Origin of the sequence: Bradyrhizobium sp. AZCC 2230 (assembly GCF_036924495.1) — a bacterium.
Classification (GTDB): Bacteria; Pseudomonadota; Alphaproteobacteria; order Rhizobiales; family Xanthobacteraceae; genus Bradyrhizobium; species Bradyrhizobium rifense.
This window is the reverse complement of record NZ_JAZHRS010000001.1, coordinates 7,293,491-7,308,883: the sequence shown is the minus strand read 5'-3', so window position 1 is coordinate 7,308,883 and position 15,393 is coordinate 7,293,491. Positions and strand designations below refer to the sequence as shown.

Here is a 15,393-nt window from a genome sequence, read left to right as displayed (position 1 = left end):
CCACCGAGGCTTCAGCCTCGCGGGTTGAAGAGGCTCCCACATGGAGTCCTGCAATCGGGTGGCGCATCATGAATTTCGACGAGTTGACCCTGACCCAGGCCGCGGCCGAGCTCGCCGCCGGAAAAATAACGAGCCACGCCCTCACCTCCGAGGCGCTTGCCCGTGCCAAGGCCAACGCCGATTTGAACGCCTTCGTCACCCTGGATGAGGAAGGTGCCCTCAGGGCCGCCGTCGCGTTCGACACGCAGGGCGCAGGCGCCGGGAACAGACCGCTCGGCGGCGTCCCTATCGTGATCAAGGACAATATCGAGGTGGCCGGACTGCCCTGCACCGCCGGAACGCCGGGGCTGAAGACCTTCATTCCAGGCGCTGACGCACCTGTCGTGGCGAAGTTGCGCGCCGCGGGCGCCGTCATCATCGGCAAGACCAACATGCACGAGCTTGCTTTCGGCATCTCCGGCTACAACACCGCGTTCAAGACCGGTGCCGAATACGGCGTCCGCAACGCCTATGACCGCGCTCTGATCGCCGGCGGCTCCTCTTCCGGAACGGGTGCGGCAATCGGCGCCCGGATCGTGGCGGGCGGGCTCGGCACCGATACCGGCGGATCGGTGCGCGTGCCCGGCGCATTGAACGGTTGTGCCTCGCTGCGGCCGACCGTCGGCCGCTATCCGCAAGCCGGCATCGCGCCGATCTCGCACACCCGCGACACCGCAGGGCCGATGGCCGCCACCATGGCGGATGTCGCGCTGCTCGATCGGGTCATTGCAGGTGGCGATGCGGTTCAGCCAGCCGATCTGAGCAAGGTTCGTCTCGGTCTCGTGACGAGCATGCTGACGAATCTCGACGGAGACACGGAAGCCGCGTTCCACGCCGCGCTCGGTCGATTAGAGGCGCAAGGCGTGACCGTGATCGACATCGAAATGGCGGAGCTGGCCCAGCTTAACGGTCAGGTCGGATTTCCGGTTGCGCTCTACGAGGCCTATGACGACATGGTCGCCTATCTCAAGCACACTGGCACTGGTGTGACCATTGACGCGATGGTCGCGCAAATCGCGAGCGCCGACGTCAAGGGCACCTATGAGGGGCTGGTGCTGCCGCGCAAATTGCCGGCGCCCGACGGCAGCTTTGTCGATGCGAAGCCACTTTACGATCTCGCCATCAATGTCGCGAGGCCGGCGCTTCAGGCGCTCTACCAGCAGACTTTTGCAGGCAACCGGCTCGACGCCATTACCTTCCCGACCACGCCGCGGGTTGCGATTGCCTCCAATCCGGAGTCGAGCAGTCTCGAGAATTTCGGCCTGTTCATCCAGAACACCGACCCCGGCAGCAATGCCGGTATTCCCGGCATCCAGATTCCGATTGCGCTGGGCGCTACGAGCAAATTGCCGATTGGACTGGAACTCGACGGCCCCGCGGGCAGCGACGAACGGCTGCTTGCGATCGGGATGGCGCTTGATGCTGTGTTTGGGCGGCTTCCTGCGCCACGCTGACGCGATCGTAGGGTGGGCAAAGCGGAGCGTGCCCACCACTTTTGCCCGTTAGAGAAAGATGGTGGGCACGGCGCGTTGCGCCTTTGCCCACCCTACGGCACTTTGCCCACCTTACGGCACCGTCGGCTTGGCTTCACGAATACGGATTGATCAGCTTCTGCTGCTCGGCACTGTGCTGCACGAGCATGTCGATGAAGGTCCGGACCTTCGCCGACAGATGATGCTTGTGCGGGTAGACGGCGTTCATCGACATCTCGACCGGACGATATTCCGGTAACAGGCGGACCAGCCGGCCGGCATCGAGATCGTCGCCAACCAGGAATCCGGCCGCCAGACTGACGCCCGCGCCCTGCAACGCCGCCTCACGCAGGGCCTCGCCGCTATTGGTGATCAGATTGCCCGACACGCGCACCGAGGCGGGCATGCCCTTGCGATCGAAGAAGCGCCATTCGTCGAAGGGGTAGTTGATGTGGCGCACGCAATTATGCCCGGCAAGCTCCTCGAGCGTCTGCACGCGTCCATGCGCCTCGATATAGGAATGCGAGCAGCACAACACGTGCCGCCAGGTCGCAAGGCTCCGCACGATCAGGCTGGAGTCGGGCGGCGCGATCATGCGCAATGCGAGATCAAAGCCTTCCTCGATCAGGTCGACATTGGTCTCGCCCATGCGCAGGTCGACCTTGACCTCCGGATAGGTCGCGAGGAATTCGGCCATCACGGGCGCGACGAACGGGACCATGTGGGTGGCGGTGTGGATGCGCAGCGTGCCGCGCGGCGTCGATTGCAGCGCGCCGGCAATGTCGTCGGCCTGTTCGAGATCGGCGAGGATCTGGGTCGAGCGGTCGTAATAGGCCTTGCCGATCTCAGTGAGGCTCACCTTTCGCGTGGTGCGGTTGAGCAGCCGCACGCCGAGCCGGTCCTCCAGCGCCTGGACGTGGTTGCTCACCATCGTCGTCGACATGTTGAGGCGGCGCGCGGCGGCGGAGAAACCGCCGTTTTCGACCACGCGGACGAAGGCGGTAAGGCTGGTGAAGCGGTCCATGGCTGCCTGATTATCCGCTTTTGATCAACAATTGCTGGGGATTCGCCCCGATTATCCATCAGATCATACACATGGTCGCATCCCACTAGCAGCTTCGAATGCAACGGGACGCATGCGTTAGCAGCAATCGCTCGACGGACACGGCAATCGCTCTGGGGCAGTCACGAGCCCGATTCAGTAAGACCCTCACGAGCAAAGGCAGCGCCTTCGACTGTCCACCCCTGATGGATAATGCTTCCCGAATTTCGCCAATTATCACTCACTCCAGAAAGAACGATAGTCTCAGCCAGCCGATAGGAGACTGCTATGTCCGAGATGCCCCGAACCGATACTTTCGAGCAAGCAACTGAAATTATTCATGATTATCCAAAGGCTCCGGCGACTGTCCCGAGCCGGAAGAATATGGTCCGGCGCGCGGCATTGGTGCTCGCGCTCCTCGCTGGCACGGCAACGATCGCCTATTACGGAGACGACTATTGGACCGACGGCCGCTACCTCGAGACCACCGACGACGCCTATGTGAAGGCAGACTCCACGATCATCGCACCAAAGGTCTCCGGCTATATCGCGAACGTGCTGGTCGGCGACAACGAGAAGGTCGGGGCTGGCCAGCTGCTGGCCAAAATCGACGACCGCGACTTCAAGGCGGCGCTTGGCCAGGCCCGCGCCGATGTGGCTGCGGCCGAAGCTTCGGTTCACAACCTCGATGCCCAGCTGGAACTCCAGCAACCGATCATCGAGCAGAGCACGGCTGACGTCACGGCAGCAGACGCCAATCTGAAATTCGCGCAAGAGGAGCGCGCCCGCTACGATGACCTCATGAAGTCGGGCTCCGGCACGATCCAGCGGGCGCAGCAGACCGACGCGGCGCTCCGGGCCAGCAACGCGCAATTGCAGCACGCCAAGTCGGGCCTGGTGGCCGCGCAGCGCAAGGTCGACGTGCTGACCACCCAGCGTGCGCAGGCCACAGCGCAGCTCGATCACGCCCGCGCGGTCGCGGACCAGGCTGGGCTGAACCTGTCCTACACCGAGATCACCGCACCGGTCGACGGCACCGTCGGCGCCCGCAGCTTGCGCGTCGGTCAGTATGTGCAGGCCGGCACGCAATTGATGGCGGTGGTGCCGCTCGATGCTGTGTATGTAGTCGCGAATTTCAAGGAGACCCAGCTCACGCATGTGCGCGCCGGCCAGCCGGTCGAGCTGATCGTCGACAGCTTTCGCAAGCAGACGCTCCACGGCCATGTCGACAGCCTGTCGCCGGCAAGCGGACTTGAATTCGCGCTGCTGCCGCCGGACAACGCCACCGGCAACTTCACCAAGATCGTGCAGCGCGTGCCGGTGAAGATCGTGCTCGACGATCACAGCCTGACCGGCCTGCTGCGGCCCGGCATGTCGGCGGTGCCGACGGTCGACACCAAGGCGACCGTGGTGGCCGAGCGCGAAACGGCGAAGCGTGTTGCTGAAAATACGTCTCGCCCGAACGGCGGCTGACGCCGCGGGATCCCGGCGAGATTATCAAATCCTGCCGGATGATCCTTCCCGGACTTACCCGACCATCGAAATCACCCGTCCAACGCATCCTGTCTCCGTAACCGAGACGAGGCTTCCATGAGCACGCTTCAACCGCCCCTCAACGCCGCTTCCGCCGCCAATCTGCCCGCTCCGCAAGCTGCTCCCGCCACACCGGCCGTCTCCGCCAAAACCTGGATCGCGGTGATCGGCGCCACGCTCGGCGCCTTCATGGCGGTGCTGAACATCCAGATCGTCAACGCCTCGCTCGCCGACATCCAGGGCGCGATCGGCGCCGGCATCGATGACGGCGGCTGGATCTCGACCTCCTATCTGATCGCCGAGATCGTGGTGATCCCGCTCTCCGGCTGGCTCGCCCAAGTGTTCTCGATCCGAATTTATCTTCTCACAAACGCAGTTCTATTCCTGCTGCTCTCCGCCGCCTGCGCGCTGGCGCAGGACCTGCCGCAGATGATCGTGCTGCGCGCCGTGCAGGGTTTCACCGGCGGCGTGCTGATCCCGATGGCCTTCACGCTGATCATCACACTGCTGCCGCGCGCCAAGCAGCCGGTGGGCCTTGCGCTGTTCGCGTTGTCGGCGACATTTGCGCCGGCGATCGGCCCGACCATCGGCGGCTATCTCACCGAGAATTTCGGCTGGCAGTACATTTTCTACGTCAACCTCGCGCCCGGTGCGATCATGGTCGGCATGCTCTGGTACGCGCTCGACGCCAAGCCGATGAAGCTGTCGCAGCTCGCGGAGGGCGACTGGGCCGGCATCATCACCATGGCGATCGGCCTCTCCGCGCTGCAGACGGTGCTGGAGGAAGGCAACAAGGACGACTGGTTCGGTTCGCCCTTCATCGTCAAGCTCAGCGTGATCGCGGCCGTGGCGCTCACCGTCTTCCTGATCATCGAGCTCACGGTGAAGAAGCCGCTGTTGAACCTGCGCCTGCTGGTCCGCCGCAATTTCGGCTTCGGCATGCTCGCCAATTTCCTGCTCGGCGTCGCGCTCTATGGTTCGGTGTTCATCCTCCCGCAATACCTGTCGCGCATCCAGGGCTACAATTCCGAGCAGATCGGCATGGTGCTGGCCTGGACCGGATTGCCGCAGCTACTGCTGATTCCGCTGGTGCCGCGCCTGATGCAGAAATTCGATGCGCGGATCATCATCGGCATCGGCTTCGTGCTGTTCGCCGGCTCCAACTTCATGAACATCTACATGACGAACGACTATGGCTCGGACCAGTTGCTGTGGCCCAACGTCGTCCGCGCGATCGGCCAGGCGCTGGTGCTGGCACCGCTGTCGGCGGTGGCAACCGCCGGCATCGAGGCGGAGAATGCCGGCTCGGCCTCCGGCCTGTTCAACATGATGCGCAACCTCGGCGGCGCCGTCGGCATCGCGCTGCTGCAGACCGTGCTGACCAAGCGCGAGCAGTATCACTCCAACGTGCTGATGCAGTCCGTCTCGGTGTTCGAGCAGGCCACCCGCACCCGGCTGGAGCAGCTCACGCAATATTTCATCAATCACGGCGTGCTCGACCGCGCCGATGCCGCGCATCGCGCCTATGTCGCGATCGGTCATGTCGTGCAGAAGCAGGCTTACATCTTCGCTTTCAGCGACACCTTCTATCTGCTCGGCCTGGCGCTGATCGTCGCCTTCATCGCCTCCCTCTTCCTGAAGAAGCCCGGCCATGTCTCGGCCGGCGGCGCCCACTGACCTCAACCCCAAACAAGGAGAACGACCATGAAGCCCCGCATGAATTTCTACCAGGCCGCCCCCGACACGATGAAGGCGCTGATGGCGCTGGAAGAGCAGATCCAGTCGACGGGATTGGAGAAATCGCTGATCGAGCTGGTCAAGATCCGGGCCTCAGAGATCAACGGCTGCGCCTTCTGCATCAACATGCACACCGAGGATGCCCGCAAGCGCGGCGAGACCGAGCAGCGCATCTATCTGCTCAACGCCTGGCGCGAATCCCCGCTCTATACCGATCGCGAGCGCGCCGCGCTGGCCTGGACCGAGGCGGTGACGCTGATCGCGGAAACACGCGCACCGGACGACGTTTACGAAGAGGTCCGCGGACAATTCTCCGACGCGGAGACGGTGAACCTGACCATGCTGATCGGCGCCATCAACGCCTGGAACAGGCTGGCGATCGCGTTCCGCGCGGTTCATCCGGTGAAGGTGAAGGCGTCGGTGGCGTAGGCCGCAGCATAGGTCCCGTAGGGTGGGCAAAGCGAAAGCGTGCCCACGACTTTTCAGCTAACGGTAGAGAAGACGTGGGCACGGCGCAAGCGCGCCTTTGCCCACCATACGATAGCTGAGTATGCGGCTTAAACCGCAGTCGCTTTGGCGAACTCGACATAGATCTCGCGAAGCCGCGCGGCAAGCGGGCCCGGCTTGCCGTCGCCCACCTTCTTGCCGTCGATCGCGACCACCGGCTGCACGAACAGCGAAGCGGACGTCGCGAAGGCTTCCTTTGCGGCCAGCGCCTCTTCCACCGTGAAGGAACGCTCTTCGACGCGGAGCTGGCGCTCTTCGGCGAGTGCGACGACGGCCTTGCGGGTGCAGCCCGGAAGGATCGCGTTGGAGTTCTTGCGGGTGACGATGACGTCGTCCTTGGTGAGGATGAATGCCGACGACGAGCCACCTTCGGTGACGTAGCCGTCCTGGAGCATCCAGGCTTCGCCGGCACCGGCTTCGGCAGCCGCCTGCTTCGCCAGCACCTGCGCCAGCAGCGCCACGCTCTTGATGTCGCGCCGTTCCCAGCGGATGTCAGGCACCGTGATCACGTTGATGCCGGTCTTGGCGGACGCTGCGTTGATGATGTCCTTTTCGGAGGTGAACATCACCAGGCTCGACTTGACGTCGCCCTTGGGGAAAGCGAAGTCGCGGCCCTTGTCGGCGCCGCGCGTGACCTGGAGATAGACAAGGCCGGACACGACCTTGTTGCGGGCGATCAGCTCCTTCTGGATCTCGGTGATGCGCTCGACCGTCTCCGGCAGCTTCAAGCTGATCTCGCCGACCGAGCGCTCCAGCCGCGCCAGATGCGAGGCGTTGTCGACCAGCTTGCCCTCGAGCACGGCCGAGACCTCGTAGATGCCGTCGGCAAACAGGAAGCCGCGGTCGAGCACCGAGATCTTCGCGTCCGAGAGCGGGACGAATGAGCCGTTGACGTAGGCGGTCGAATCCAAGGCAGGTCTCCAGAAAACGGGGATTTAACGGGCTTATACGCCAGATGGGGGGAGCGATCACCCCTCTATTCGTCATTCCGGGGCGGCGCGAAGCGACGAGCCCGGAATCCATTTCTCACCGGTTATGCTGCCCAATGGATTCCGGGCCTGGCCCTTCGGGCCATCCCGGAATGACAGAGAAGTTAGTGCGACAAAATCTTCGACAGGAACTTCTGCGCGCGGTCGCTGCGGGGCTTGCCGAAGAAATCGTCCTTCGGGGCGTCCTCGACGATCTCGCCGCGGTCCATGAAGATCACGCGGTTGGCGACCTTGCGGGCAAAGCCCATCTCGTGGGTCACGACCATCATGGTCATGCCCTCATGGGCGAGGTCGACCATAACGTCGAGCACCTCGCTCACCATCTCGGGGTCGAGCGCCGAGGTCGGCTCGTCGAACAGCATCACGATCGGATCCATCGCGAGCGCGCGCGCGATCGCGACACGCTGCTGCTGGCCACCGGAAAGCTGTGCCGGAAACTTCTGCGCCTGTTCCTTCAGGCCGACGCGCTCCAGCAGTGCCATTCCCTTCGCCACGGCCTTGTCGGACGACCGGCCCAGCACCTTCTGCTGAGCGAGACAAAGATTGTCGATGATCTTCAGATGCGGGAACAGCTCGAAATGCTGGAACACCATTCCGACGCGCGAGCGCAGTTTCGGCAGATTGGTCTTGGGATCGTTGACCTTGGTGCCATCGACCGAGATGTCGCCGCTCTGGAACGGCTCCAGCGCGTTGACGCATTTGATCAGGGTCGACTTGCCCGAGCCGGAAGGTCCGCAGACCACGACGACCTCGCCCTTGGTGACGCTGGTGGTGCAGTCGGTCAGCACCTGGAAGGTCGGGCTGTACCATTTGTTGACGTGGCTGATTTCGATCATGACCGACTTGCTCTAGCGGATGATGGCGATGCGCGCCTGGAGGCGGCGGACGCCGAAGGACGCGATACAGGAAATGGTGAAGTAGACGACGGCGGCAAACAGGTACATCTCGACCAGACGGCCGTCGCGCTGCGCGACCTTGCTGGCCGCACCGAGGAAATCGGTGATCGACAGCACGTAGACCAGCGAGGTGTCCTGGAACAGCACGATGGTCTGCGTGATCAGCACCGGCAGCATGTTGCGGAACGCCTGCGGCAGCACGACGTAGCGCATGGTCTGCGCGTAGGTCAGGCCGAGCGCGTTGGCGGCGGCCGGCTGTCCCCGCGAGATCGACTGGATGCCGGCGCGCATGATCTCGGAGAAGTACGCTGCCTCGAACATGATGAAGGTGATGAGCGAGGAGGCGAACGCGCCGACGCTGATCGGCCGCGAGGCGCCGGTCACCCACTGTCCGATGTAGGGCACCAGAAAGTAGAACCAGAAGATCACCAGCACCAGCGGCAGCGAGCGCATGAAGTCGACATAGAAGCCGGCGATGCGCCCGAGCGTCTTGTAGCCGGACAGCCGCATCAGCGCGATCGCCGTGCCGAAGACGAGCCCGCCAAGTGCTGCGAGCCCCGTCAGCATCAGCGTGAAGGTCATGCCCTCGTAGAACAGATAGGGCAGCGCGCGGATGATGACGCCGAAATCGAAATTGCTGAACATGGCGCTATTTCCCCGTGATGTAGCCGGGGATCGCAACGTAGCGCTCGAGGAAGCGCATGGCGGTCACGACGACGGCGTTGACGAGGAGATAGAGGAGCGTGGCGGCGGTAAAGGCCTCGAACACCTGGAACGAGAATTCCTGCATCGAGCGCGCCTGTCCGGTCAGCTCTAAGAGGCCGATGGTGATGGCGACCGCCGTGTTCTTGATGGTGTTGAGGAACTCGGAGGTCAGCGGCGGCAGGATGATCCGGAACGCCATCGGCAGCAGCACATAACGATAGCCCTGCACCGTGGTCAGCCCGAGCGCGGTCGCCGCCATCTTCTGTCCGCGCGGCAGCGAGCCGATGCCGGCTTGCAATTGCACCGCGACGCGCGCCGACATGAAGAAGCCGACACCGATCGCGGCCGTCCAGAACGGCGCGTTCGGCAGTTGCTTCAGCCAGGTGCCGGCCGACTTCGGCAGCAATTCCGGCAGCACGAAGAACCACAGGAACAACTGCACCAGCAGCGGCATGTTGCGGAAGAACTCGACCCAACAGAAGCCGAACCAGGAGGCCGCCTTGGACGGCAGCGTCCGCATCACGCCGACAATTGACCCGAAGGCCAGCGCGATGATCCAGGCGAGCACGGCCGTCTTCAGAGTCAGCGCCAGTCCCGACCACAGCATGTCGAGATAGGTGCCGGTCCCCATCGGGTTCGGCTCGAAGAAAATTCCCCAGTTCCAATGGTAGTTCACGTGTCCCCCGCGCGAACGCGCCAATCACAGATGTCTTAAGATAGGTCTTGGCCGCCTATGCAAATGTCCGGCCACTCTGCTGTCAAGAGTGGCCGGACATGATCTCGATCCGGGGATCGAGGTTATATCCTACTTATAGTCGTCCGGGTTCGGCGAGTCCGAAGGTTTTGCGAACTCGTTCTTCAGCTCGGTCGAAATCGGCGTGTTGAGGTTGAGACCCTTCGGCGGGATCTTGGCCGTGAACCATTTGTCGTAGATCTTCTGGGCCTCGCCGGAGGTGTAGAGCGCAGCGGTTGCGGCATCGATCACCTTCTTGAACGGCGCGTCGTCCTTGCGCAGCATGATGCCGTAGGGCTCGGGCTTGGAGAACGCATCCTTTGAGATGACGTAGTCGTCCGGCGTCTTCGAGCCGGCAACGAGGCTCGCGAGCAGAACGTCGTCCATCACGAAGGCGACCGCGCGGTCGGTTTCGACCATCAGGAAGGCCTCGGCGTGGTCCTTGGCCGGAATGATGTTGGCGCCGAGGCTCTTGGCGACATTGGCCTCGGTGAGCTGCTTGATGTTGGTGGTGCCGGCGGTGGAGACCACCGTCTTGCCCTTGAGATCCTCGATCGACTTCAGGCCGCTCGACTTCTTGAAGACGTAGCGGCTGGCAGTCAGATAGTGGGTGTTGGTGAAGGCGACCTGCTTCTGCCGCTCGGCATTGTTGGTGGTCGAGCCGCATTCGAGGTCGATGGTGCCGTTCGCCATCAGCGGGATACGGGTCGCCGAGGTCACCGGATTGAGCTTCACCTCGAGCTTGTCGAGCTTGAGCTCCTTCTTCACGGCGTCGACGATCTTGTAGCAGATGTCCATCGCGAACCCGACGGGCTTCTGGTTGTCGTCGAGATAGGAGAACGGAATCGAGGAATCGCGGAAGCCGAGCGTGATGGCGCCGGTGTCCTTGATGTTCTTCAGGGTGCCGGTCAACTCCTCGGCGCCGGCCTGGCTGACGACAAAGGTCGCGGCGAGCGCAAGGCCGATGTGACGGAAATGTTTCACTTTTTCTCCCCTTTCAGGATGATGCGGCCGGATGCAAGCACATCTCGGCCCGGATTAGAATGTGACTTTCGGCTGGATGCCGGCTCAGGTTAATGGCCTCAGGTCAGCGGCTTTGGTAATTCGCCGAGATCCCAGAACAGCCCGGCCATCACCGTCAAGGCCTCTTCGGTCAATGGCAGCAGGATGTGCTCATTGGGCGCATGCTGGGAACATCCGGGATAGGAGTGCGGGACCCAGATCGTCGGCAGGCCCAGAATCTCGGAAAACACGTCGTTCGGCAGCGAGCCGCCGAAGTTCGGCAGCACCGCCGGCGCTTTGCCGGTGGTGTTTTGGACTGAATCCGCCGCCCATTTGATCCAGGGGCTGTCGAAATCGGTCCGCGAGGCGGCAAAGCTCTGAGCCGCCCGCACCTCGACCATCGGAAAGCCCTTTGCGACCAGATGGGCGCGGACGGCGTCGATCAGGCCATCGACCTTGGTGCCGACCACGAAGCGCAGTTGCAGCACGGCATTGGCGTGGCCCGGAATGGCGTTCGCCGGCTTCCCGATATTGCCCGACGACATCGCCAGAACTTCCAGCGTGTTCCAGGCATAGAGCCGCTCGGCCGCGGACAGGCCGTCCTCGCCCCAGTTCTCCGCAAGCGCCGGCTCATCCTCGGTCGGCACCACCTGCACATCGGCGAGGTAGCTGCGGATCTGGTTGGTGAGCCGCGGCGGCTTCAGGGCGTCGAGCTGGAGCCGGCCGTGGCCGTCGACCAGCGTCGAAATCGCGTTGACGAGAATGGTCGCGGGGTTGGCGAGCACGCCGCCCCAATTGCCGGAATGATGGCCGCCGTCGCGCAAATTCACGTCGAGATGGATGCGGATGCCACCACGGCAGCCCAGGAACAGCGTCGGCCGATCGGCCGACAGCCGCGGCCCGTCGGAGGCCATGAACAGATCGGCCTTCAGCGCGTCGCGGTTGAGGTCGCAGACCTTGCCGAGATCAGGCGAGCCGATCTCCTCGCCCATCTCGACGATGAATTTGGCATTGAACCCGAGCTTGCCGCCACGGGCCTCGCGCACCGCGCGGAGCGCGGCCATGTTGATGCTGTGCTGGCCTTTGTTATCCGCGGTGCCGCGGCCGTACAGGCGAATGCCTGCCGCTGTCGTGCGCCAGGGATCGCGGCCGTCGCGCCATTCGCCCTCCATGCCGTCGACGACGTCGCCATGGCCATAGATCAGCACGGTCGGCGCTGAGGCGCTCTCGTGATGTTCGGCAAACAGGAACGGCGCCTTGCCGCTCGGGGATTCCACCAGGCGGCTGGTGAAATCGAGCGCGGCGAAAGCCGGCACCATCTCCTGTTCCAGATAGGCGCGCAGCTCGGGGCCGCGCGACGGATTCTGGCTTTCGGTCTTGAAGCCGACGCGGCGGTCGAGTTCGGCGAGGAACGCACCGGATTTGAAGTCGTCCCGGGCGCGGGCGATGGCGTCGGCTCTGGTCATTGCTTTCGTTTTCAAGGTTTCGAAGCGGGAGAGCGTAGCGGGCTACACTGGGCCTCGAAAGTGGCGGGGACTTGGACAGCTCTTGGGTCGTTCTTGCGATTTCGTTCTTGCTCTCTTGAGATTGGCTTGCCAAGGGCGGGAGCCCGCTGATTTTGGCCTTGCCAAGGTCGCGCTATATGCAAGAACGTCGCCAAGTTGGGGCGCACGTCTATCATTCGAAGAGCGCTCAGTACAGGGCGCCGGGGGGGACCAGCATGGCCAAGCAGATCAGGCTCAACGCATTTGCTATGAATTGCGTCGCGCATCAATCACCGGGCCTGTGGACCCATCCGCGCGACCGCACCGCCGAATATAACCGCCTGCCCTACTGGATCGACCTCGCCAAGACGCTGGAACGCGGCCGTTTCGACGGACTGTTTCTGGCCGACGTGCTCGGCGTCTACGACGTCTATGGCAATAGCCCTGACGCAGCCTTGCGCAATGCAGCACAGACGCCGTCGAACGAGCCCCTGCTGCTGCTGTCGGCGATGGCCGCGGTCACCAAGAACCTGGGCTTCGGCGTCACCAGCAATCTCTCGTTCGAGCCGCCCTACCCGTTCGCGCGGCGGATGTCGACGCTCGACCATCTGACCGAGGGTCGGATCGGCTGGAACGTCGTCACCGGCTATCTCGACAGCGCCGCGCGCGGCGCCGGCAAGGAGAAGCAGACCGGGCACGACGACCGCTACGACATCGCCGACGAATATATGGAAGTCGTCTACAAGCTCTGGGAGGGAAGCTGGGAGGACGATGCCGTGCTGCGGGACCGCAAGCGCGGCATCTTCACCGATCCCTCGAAAGTCCATCGCGTCAATCATGAGAGTGCGAACTATCGCATCAACAACACCATCCATCTCAGCGAACCATCGCCGCAACGCACGCCGGTGCTGTACCAGGCCGGCACCTCGCCGCGCGGCCGTCAATTCGCGGCCAAGCATGCCGAATGCGTGTTCATGTCGGGACCGTCGGCCAAGATCATTGCGCCCCGGGTCTCCGCGATCCGCCAGGAGGCCGCCGCATTCGGCCGCAACCCGGCTGAGATCCTCATGTTCAACATGATGACGATCATCCTCGGCAACACCGAGGCCGAAGCGGCGGCGAAATATGCCGACTACCGGTCGCATATCAGCCCCGAGGGCGCGCTCGCCCTGATGTCGGGATGGACCGGCATCGACTTCTCCGGCTACGAGCTCGACCAGCAGGTCCGTCACGTCCAGAACGATGCCGGCCGCAGCGCACTGGACAACGTCACCCGCGGCGATCCCGATCGCGTCTGGACCGTGCGCGACGTCATCGAACATGTCGGCATCGGCGGCGCCGGCCCGGTCGTGGTGGGCACGCCCGAAAGCGTCGCTGACAAGATCGAGGATTGGTTCGAGAAGACCGACGTCGACGGCCTCAACGTTGCCTTTGCGATCTCGCCCGGAGATTTCGAGGACATTGCCGACATGCTGGTGCCGGAGCTGACCAAGCGCGGACGATACAAGCCCGAATATGCGAAGGGCACGCTGCGGGAGAAGCTGTTCGGCGACGGGCGCGCGCGGTTAGATGCACCGCATCCTGCGGCTGGGTATCGGGTGGGGAAGAAGGGGTAAGACTCGCTGCCAAACCCTCGGTGTCGTCCCGGCGAAGCAGGCTGTGTGAAAACCCAGCGAGTTATGGTGTTTTGGGTTTGGCTTGATTCGAGGCGATGATGGCGCACGTGACGGGACAATCGCGATACCAGACGACGCTTTTTCCGGAGGTTCTGGACGAAGCTGTGGGCCGGGACGATCCGGTTCGGGTGATCGACGCGTTTGTCGCGGGGCTCGAGTTGGAGCAGCTCGGATTTTCCAAGGCTATTGCGGAGGAGATGGGACGACCGCCCTACGCGCCGGGCGACCTGTTGAAACTGTATATTTATGGGTACTTGCACCGGGTGCGGGCGAGCCGTCGGCTGGAGGCGGAGACGCGGCGCAACATTCAGGTGATGTGGCTGCTCAACCGTCTGACGCCGTCGTTCAAGACGATAGCGGACTTCCGCAAGGACCATGCAGAAGCGATCGTGAAGGTATGCCGCGCCTTCATTCGGTTCTGCGGGGAGCAGTCGCTGTTCGGGGCGGAGTTGCTGGCGATCGACGGGACCAAGATCGCGGCGGTGGCGAGCCGCAAGCAGGTGGTGACGCCGCAACGTATCGCGAAGATGAACGCGGCGATCGACCGCCGGATTGCGGATTATCTGGCGTCGATGGACGACGCCGACCGGACGGAGGCGGGCTCGGTCGGCAAGCCTGTCGATGTTGCGGCTGCGATCGAAGCTCTCAAGGCGCAAAAGGATCAACTACAAGCTCAGGCGCAAGATCTGGCGGCGCGCGGGCTCAAGCAGGAGGTCATGACCGAGCCGGAAGCACGGTTGATGCGCACGCCGCACGGCCACGCGGTCGCCTACAATGCGCAGACCGTGGTCGATGCCGAGCACAAGCTGATCGTGGCGTTCGATCTGACGAACGAGGGCAACGACCTGCAGCAGCTCCATCCGATGGCGGTGCAGGGCAAGGCTGCGGTCGAGGCCGACGAGATCACGGTCGTGGCCGACACCGGCTATTCGAACGGCGAACATGGGGCGCTCTGCGAGCAGGACAGGATCACCGCGATCGTGCCGCGGCCAGAGGTGGTCAATCCGAAGGGCCCCCAATACTTCAGCCGGGATCGGTTCAGCTACGACCATGAGAGCGACACCTGGCGCTGTCCGGCCGGGGAGACGCTGAGCCTGTTCAAGACTTCGCAGACCCAGCAGCAGAAGGAATACGCCAGCCGGGCGTGCGGCGCCTGCGCGCTCAAGGCGCAGTGCACGAACGCTGCGCGGCGGGTGATCGTGCGTCATTTTTACGAGGATGAGCGTGAAGCGATGCACCGGCGGGCCGTCGCCGATCCGAGCTGGATGACGCATCGGCGGGAGACCGTCGAACATCCGTTCGGAACCATGAAATGGCTGATGGCCGGTCCGCGCTTCCTGGTGAAGGGGTTGAAAAAGGCAAAGGCCGAGTTCGCCCTGGGTGTCCTCTGCTACAATCTCAAGCGGGTGGCCAACATCCTCGGCGTGCCGGCCTTGCTGGGAGCGTTGGCACCATCTGCGGCCTGACAGGGGTACTTTTGCCTCCCGCTCAATCGTCCCAGCTTCCAGCGCGACTTCTCGCACGGCCTGGAACGCCGGGACCCATAACCACAGGGAGCGGTTTGGCGAAGACTGGTCG

The 15,393-nt window shown here is 63.4% G+C and carries 13 protein-coding genes; 6 read left to right on the top strand and 7 right to left on the bottom strand.

What is annotated here, in order from left to right; all coding sequences use genetic code 11:
* Positions 1 to 68: 68 nt before the first annotated feature.
* Positions 69 to 1,493, top strand: coding sequence for an indoleacetamide hydrolase (iaaH, locus tag V1280_RS34860; RefSeq protein ID WP_334535117.1), 1,425 nt, complete (start codon positions 69 to 71; stop codon positions 1,491 to 1,493).
* A 133-nt stretch (positions 1,494 to 1,626) separates the two neighbouring features.
* Here the strand turns inward: iaaH and V1280_RS34855 are convergent, their stop codons facing one another.
* Entirely contained in the window at positions 1,627 to 2,535 is a 909-nt protein-coding gene (locus tag V1280_RS34855; protein ID WP_334535115.1) for a LysR family transcriptional regulator, read from the bottom strand.
* 306 nt (positions 2,536 to 2,841) lie between these two features.
* On the opposite strand from V1280_RS34855, the gene V1280_RS34850 reads away from it, so the two are divergent.
* The 3 genes from V1280_RS34850 to V1280_RS34840 all read left to right on the top strand — a co-directional run bounded on the left by V1280_RS34850 (position 2,842) and on the right by V1280_RS34840 (position 6,252).
* Positions 2,842 to 4,026 (top strand): HlyD family secretion protein, encoded by a 1,185-nt coding sequence (locus tag V1280_RS34850; protein WP_334535113.1) that lies wholly within the window; start codon positions 2,842 to 2,844, stop codon positions 4,024 to 4,026.
* Positions 4,027 to 4,143: 117 nt separating this feature from the next.
* The gene (locus V1280_RS34845; RefSeq protein WP_334535111.1) at positions 4,144 to 5,763 is read left to right on the top strand and encodes an MDR family MFS transporter; all 1,620 of its coding nucleotides are present in this window, start codon (positions 4,144 to 4,146) and stop codon (positions 5,761 to 5,763) included.
* A gap of 27 nt (positions 5,764 to 5,790) precedes the next feature.
* Entirely contained in the window at positions 5,791 to 6,252 is a 462-nt protein-coding gene (locus V1280_RS34840; protein WP_334535109.1) for a carboxymuconolactone decarboxylase family protein, read from the top strand.
* Between the two features lie 128 nt (positions 6,253 to 6,380).
* Here V1280_RS34840 and V1280_RS34835 read toward each other — a convergent pair whose 3' ends face one another.
* From V1280_RS34835 to V1280_RS34810, 6 genes are all read right to left on the bottom strand, one after another.
* The gene (locus V1280_RS34835) at positions 6,381 to 7,241 is read right to left on the bottom strand and encodes a D-amino-acid transaminase (protein ID WP_334535107.1); all 861 of its coding nucleotides are present in this window, start codon (positions 7,239 to 7,241) and stop codon (positions 6,381 to 6,383) included.
* A 182-nt stretch (positions 7,242 to 7,423) separates the two neighbouring features.
* On the bottom strand, positions 7,424 to 8,155 hold the full coding sequence (locus V1280_RS34830; protein ID WP_334535105.1) for an amino acid ABC transporter ATP-binding protein: 732 nt from the start codon (positions 8,153 to 8,155) through the stop codon (positions 7,424 to 7,426).
* Between the two features lie 12 nt (positions 8,156 to 8,167).
* Positions 8,168 to 8,860 (bottom strand): amino acid ABC transporter permease, encoded by a 693-nt coding sequence (locus V1280_RS34825; protein WP_334535104.1) that lies wholly within the window; start codon positions 8,858 to 8,860, stop codon positions 8,168 to 8,170.
* A gap of 4 nt (positions 8,861 to 8,864) precedes the next feature.
* Positions 8,865 to 9,596, bottom strand: coding sequence for an amino acid ABC transporter permease (locus V1280_RS34820; protein WP_334535102.1), 732 nt, complete (start codon positions 9,594 to 9,596; stop codon positions 8,865 to 8,867).
* A gap of 129 nt (positions 9,597 to 9,725) precedes the next feature.
* Complete coding sequence (locus tag V1280_RS34815) at positions 9,726 to 10,637, bottom strand: amino acid ABC transporter substrate-binding protein (RefSeq protein ID WP_334535100.1); 912 nt, start codon at positions 10,635 to 10,637, stop codon at positions 9,726 to 9,728.
* Between the two features lie 98 nt (positions 10,638 to 10,735).
* Positions 10,736 to 12,121: a M20 family metallopeptidase gene (locus V1280_RS34810; protein WP_334535098.1), complete on the bottom strand. Its 1,386-nt coding sequence runs from the start codon at positions 12,119 to 12,121 to the stop codon at positions 10,736 to 10,738.
* A 254-nt stretch (positions 12,122 to 12,375) separates the two neighbouring features.
* Between V1280_RS34810 and V1280_RS34805 the strand changes: the two genes are divergently transcribed.
* Entirely contained in the window at positions 12,376 to 13,755 is a 1,380-nt protein-coding gene (locus V1280_RS34805; RefSeq protein WP_334535096.1) for an LLM class flavin-dependent oxidoreductase, read from the top strand.
* Between the two features lie 107 nt (positions 13,756 to 13,862).
* On the top strand, positions 13,863 to 15,281 hold the full coding sequence (locus V1280_RS34800) for an IS1182 family transposase (protein ID WP_334535094.1): 1,419 nt from the start codon (positions 13,863 to 13,865) through the stop codon (positions 15,279 to 15,281).
* Positions 15,282 to 15,393 lie beyond the last annotated feature (112 nt).

Excerpts from the sequence above, each read along its gene's own strand:
- iaaH (WP_334535117.1), top strand. The coding sequence starts at position 69 with ATGAATTTCGACGAGTTGACCCTGACCCAGGCCGCGGCCGAGCTCGCC.
- V1280_RS34830 (WP_334535105.1), bottom strand. The coding sequence starts at position 8,155 with ATGATCGAAATCAGCCACGTCAACAAATGGTACAGCCCGACCTTCCAG.
- V1280_RS34805 (WP_334535096.1), top strand. The coding sequence starts at position 12,376 with ATGGCCAAGCAGATCAGGCTCAACGCATTTGCTATGAATTGCGTCGCG.
- V1280_RS34810 (WP_334535098.1), bottom strand. The coding sequence starts at position 12,121 with ATGACCAGAGCCGACGCCATCGCCCGCGCCCGGGACGACTTCAAATCC.
- V1280_RS34845 (WP_334535111.1), top strand. The coding sequence starts at position 4,144 with ATGAGCACGCTTCAACCGCCCCTCAACGCCGCTTCCGCCGCCAATCTG.
- V1280_RS34850 (WP_334535113.1), top strand. The coding sequence starts at position 2,842 with ATGTCCGAGATGCCCCGAACCGATACTTTCGAGCAAGCAACTGAAATT.
- V1280_RS34825 (WP_334535104.1), bottom strand. The coding sequence starts at position 8,860 with ATGTTCAGCAATTTCGATTTCGGCGTCATCATCCGCGCGCTGCCCTAT.
- V1280_RS34855 (WP_334535115.1), bottom strand. The coding sequence starts at position 2,535 with ATGGACCGCTTCACCAGCCTTACCGCCTTCGTCCGCGTGGTCGAAAAC.
- V1280_RS34840 (WP_334535109.1), top strand. The coding sequence starts at position 5,791 with ATGAAGCCCCGCATGAATTTCTACCAGGCCGCCCCCGACACGATGAAG.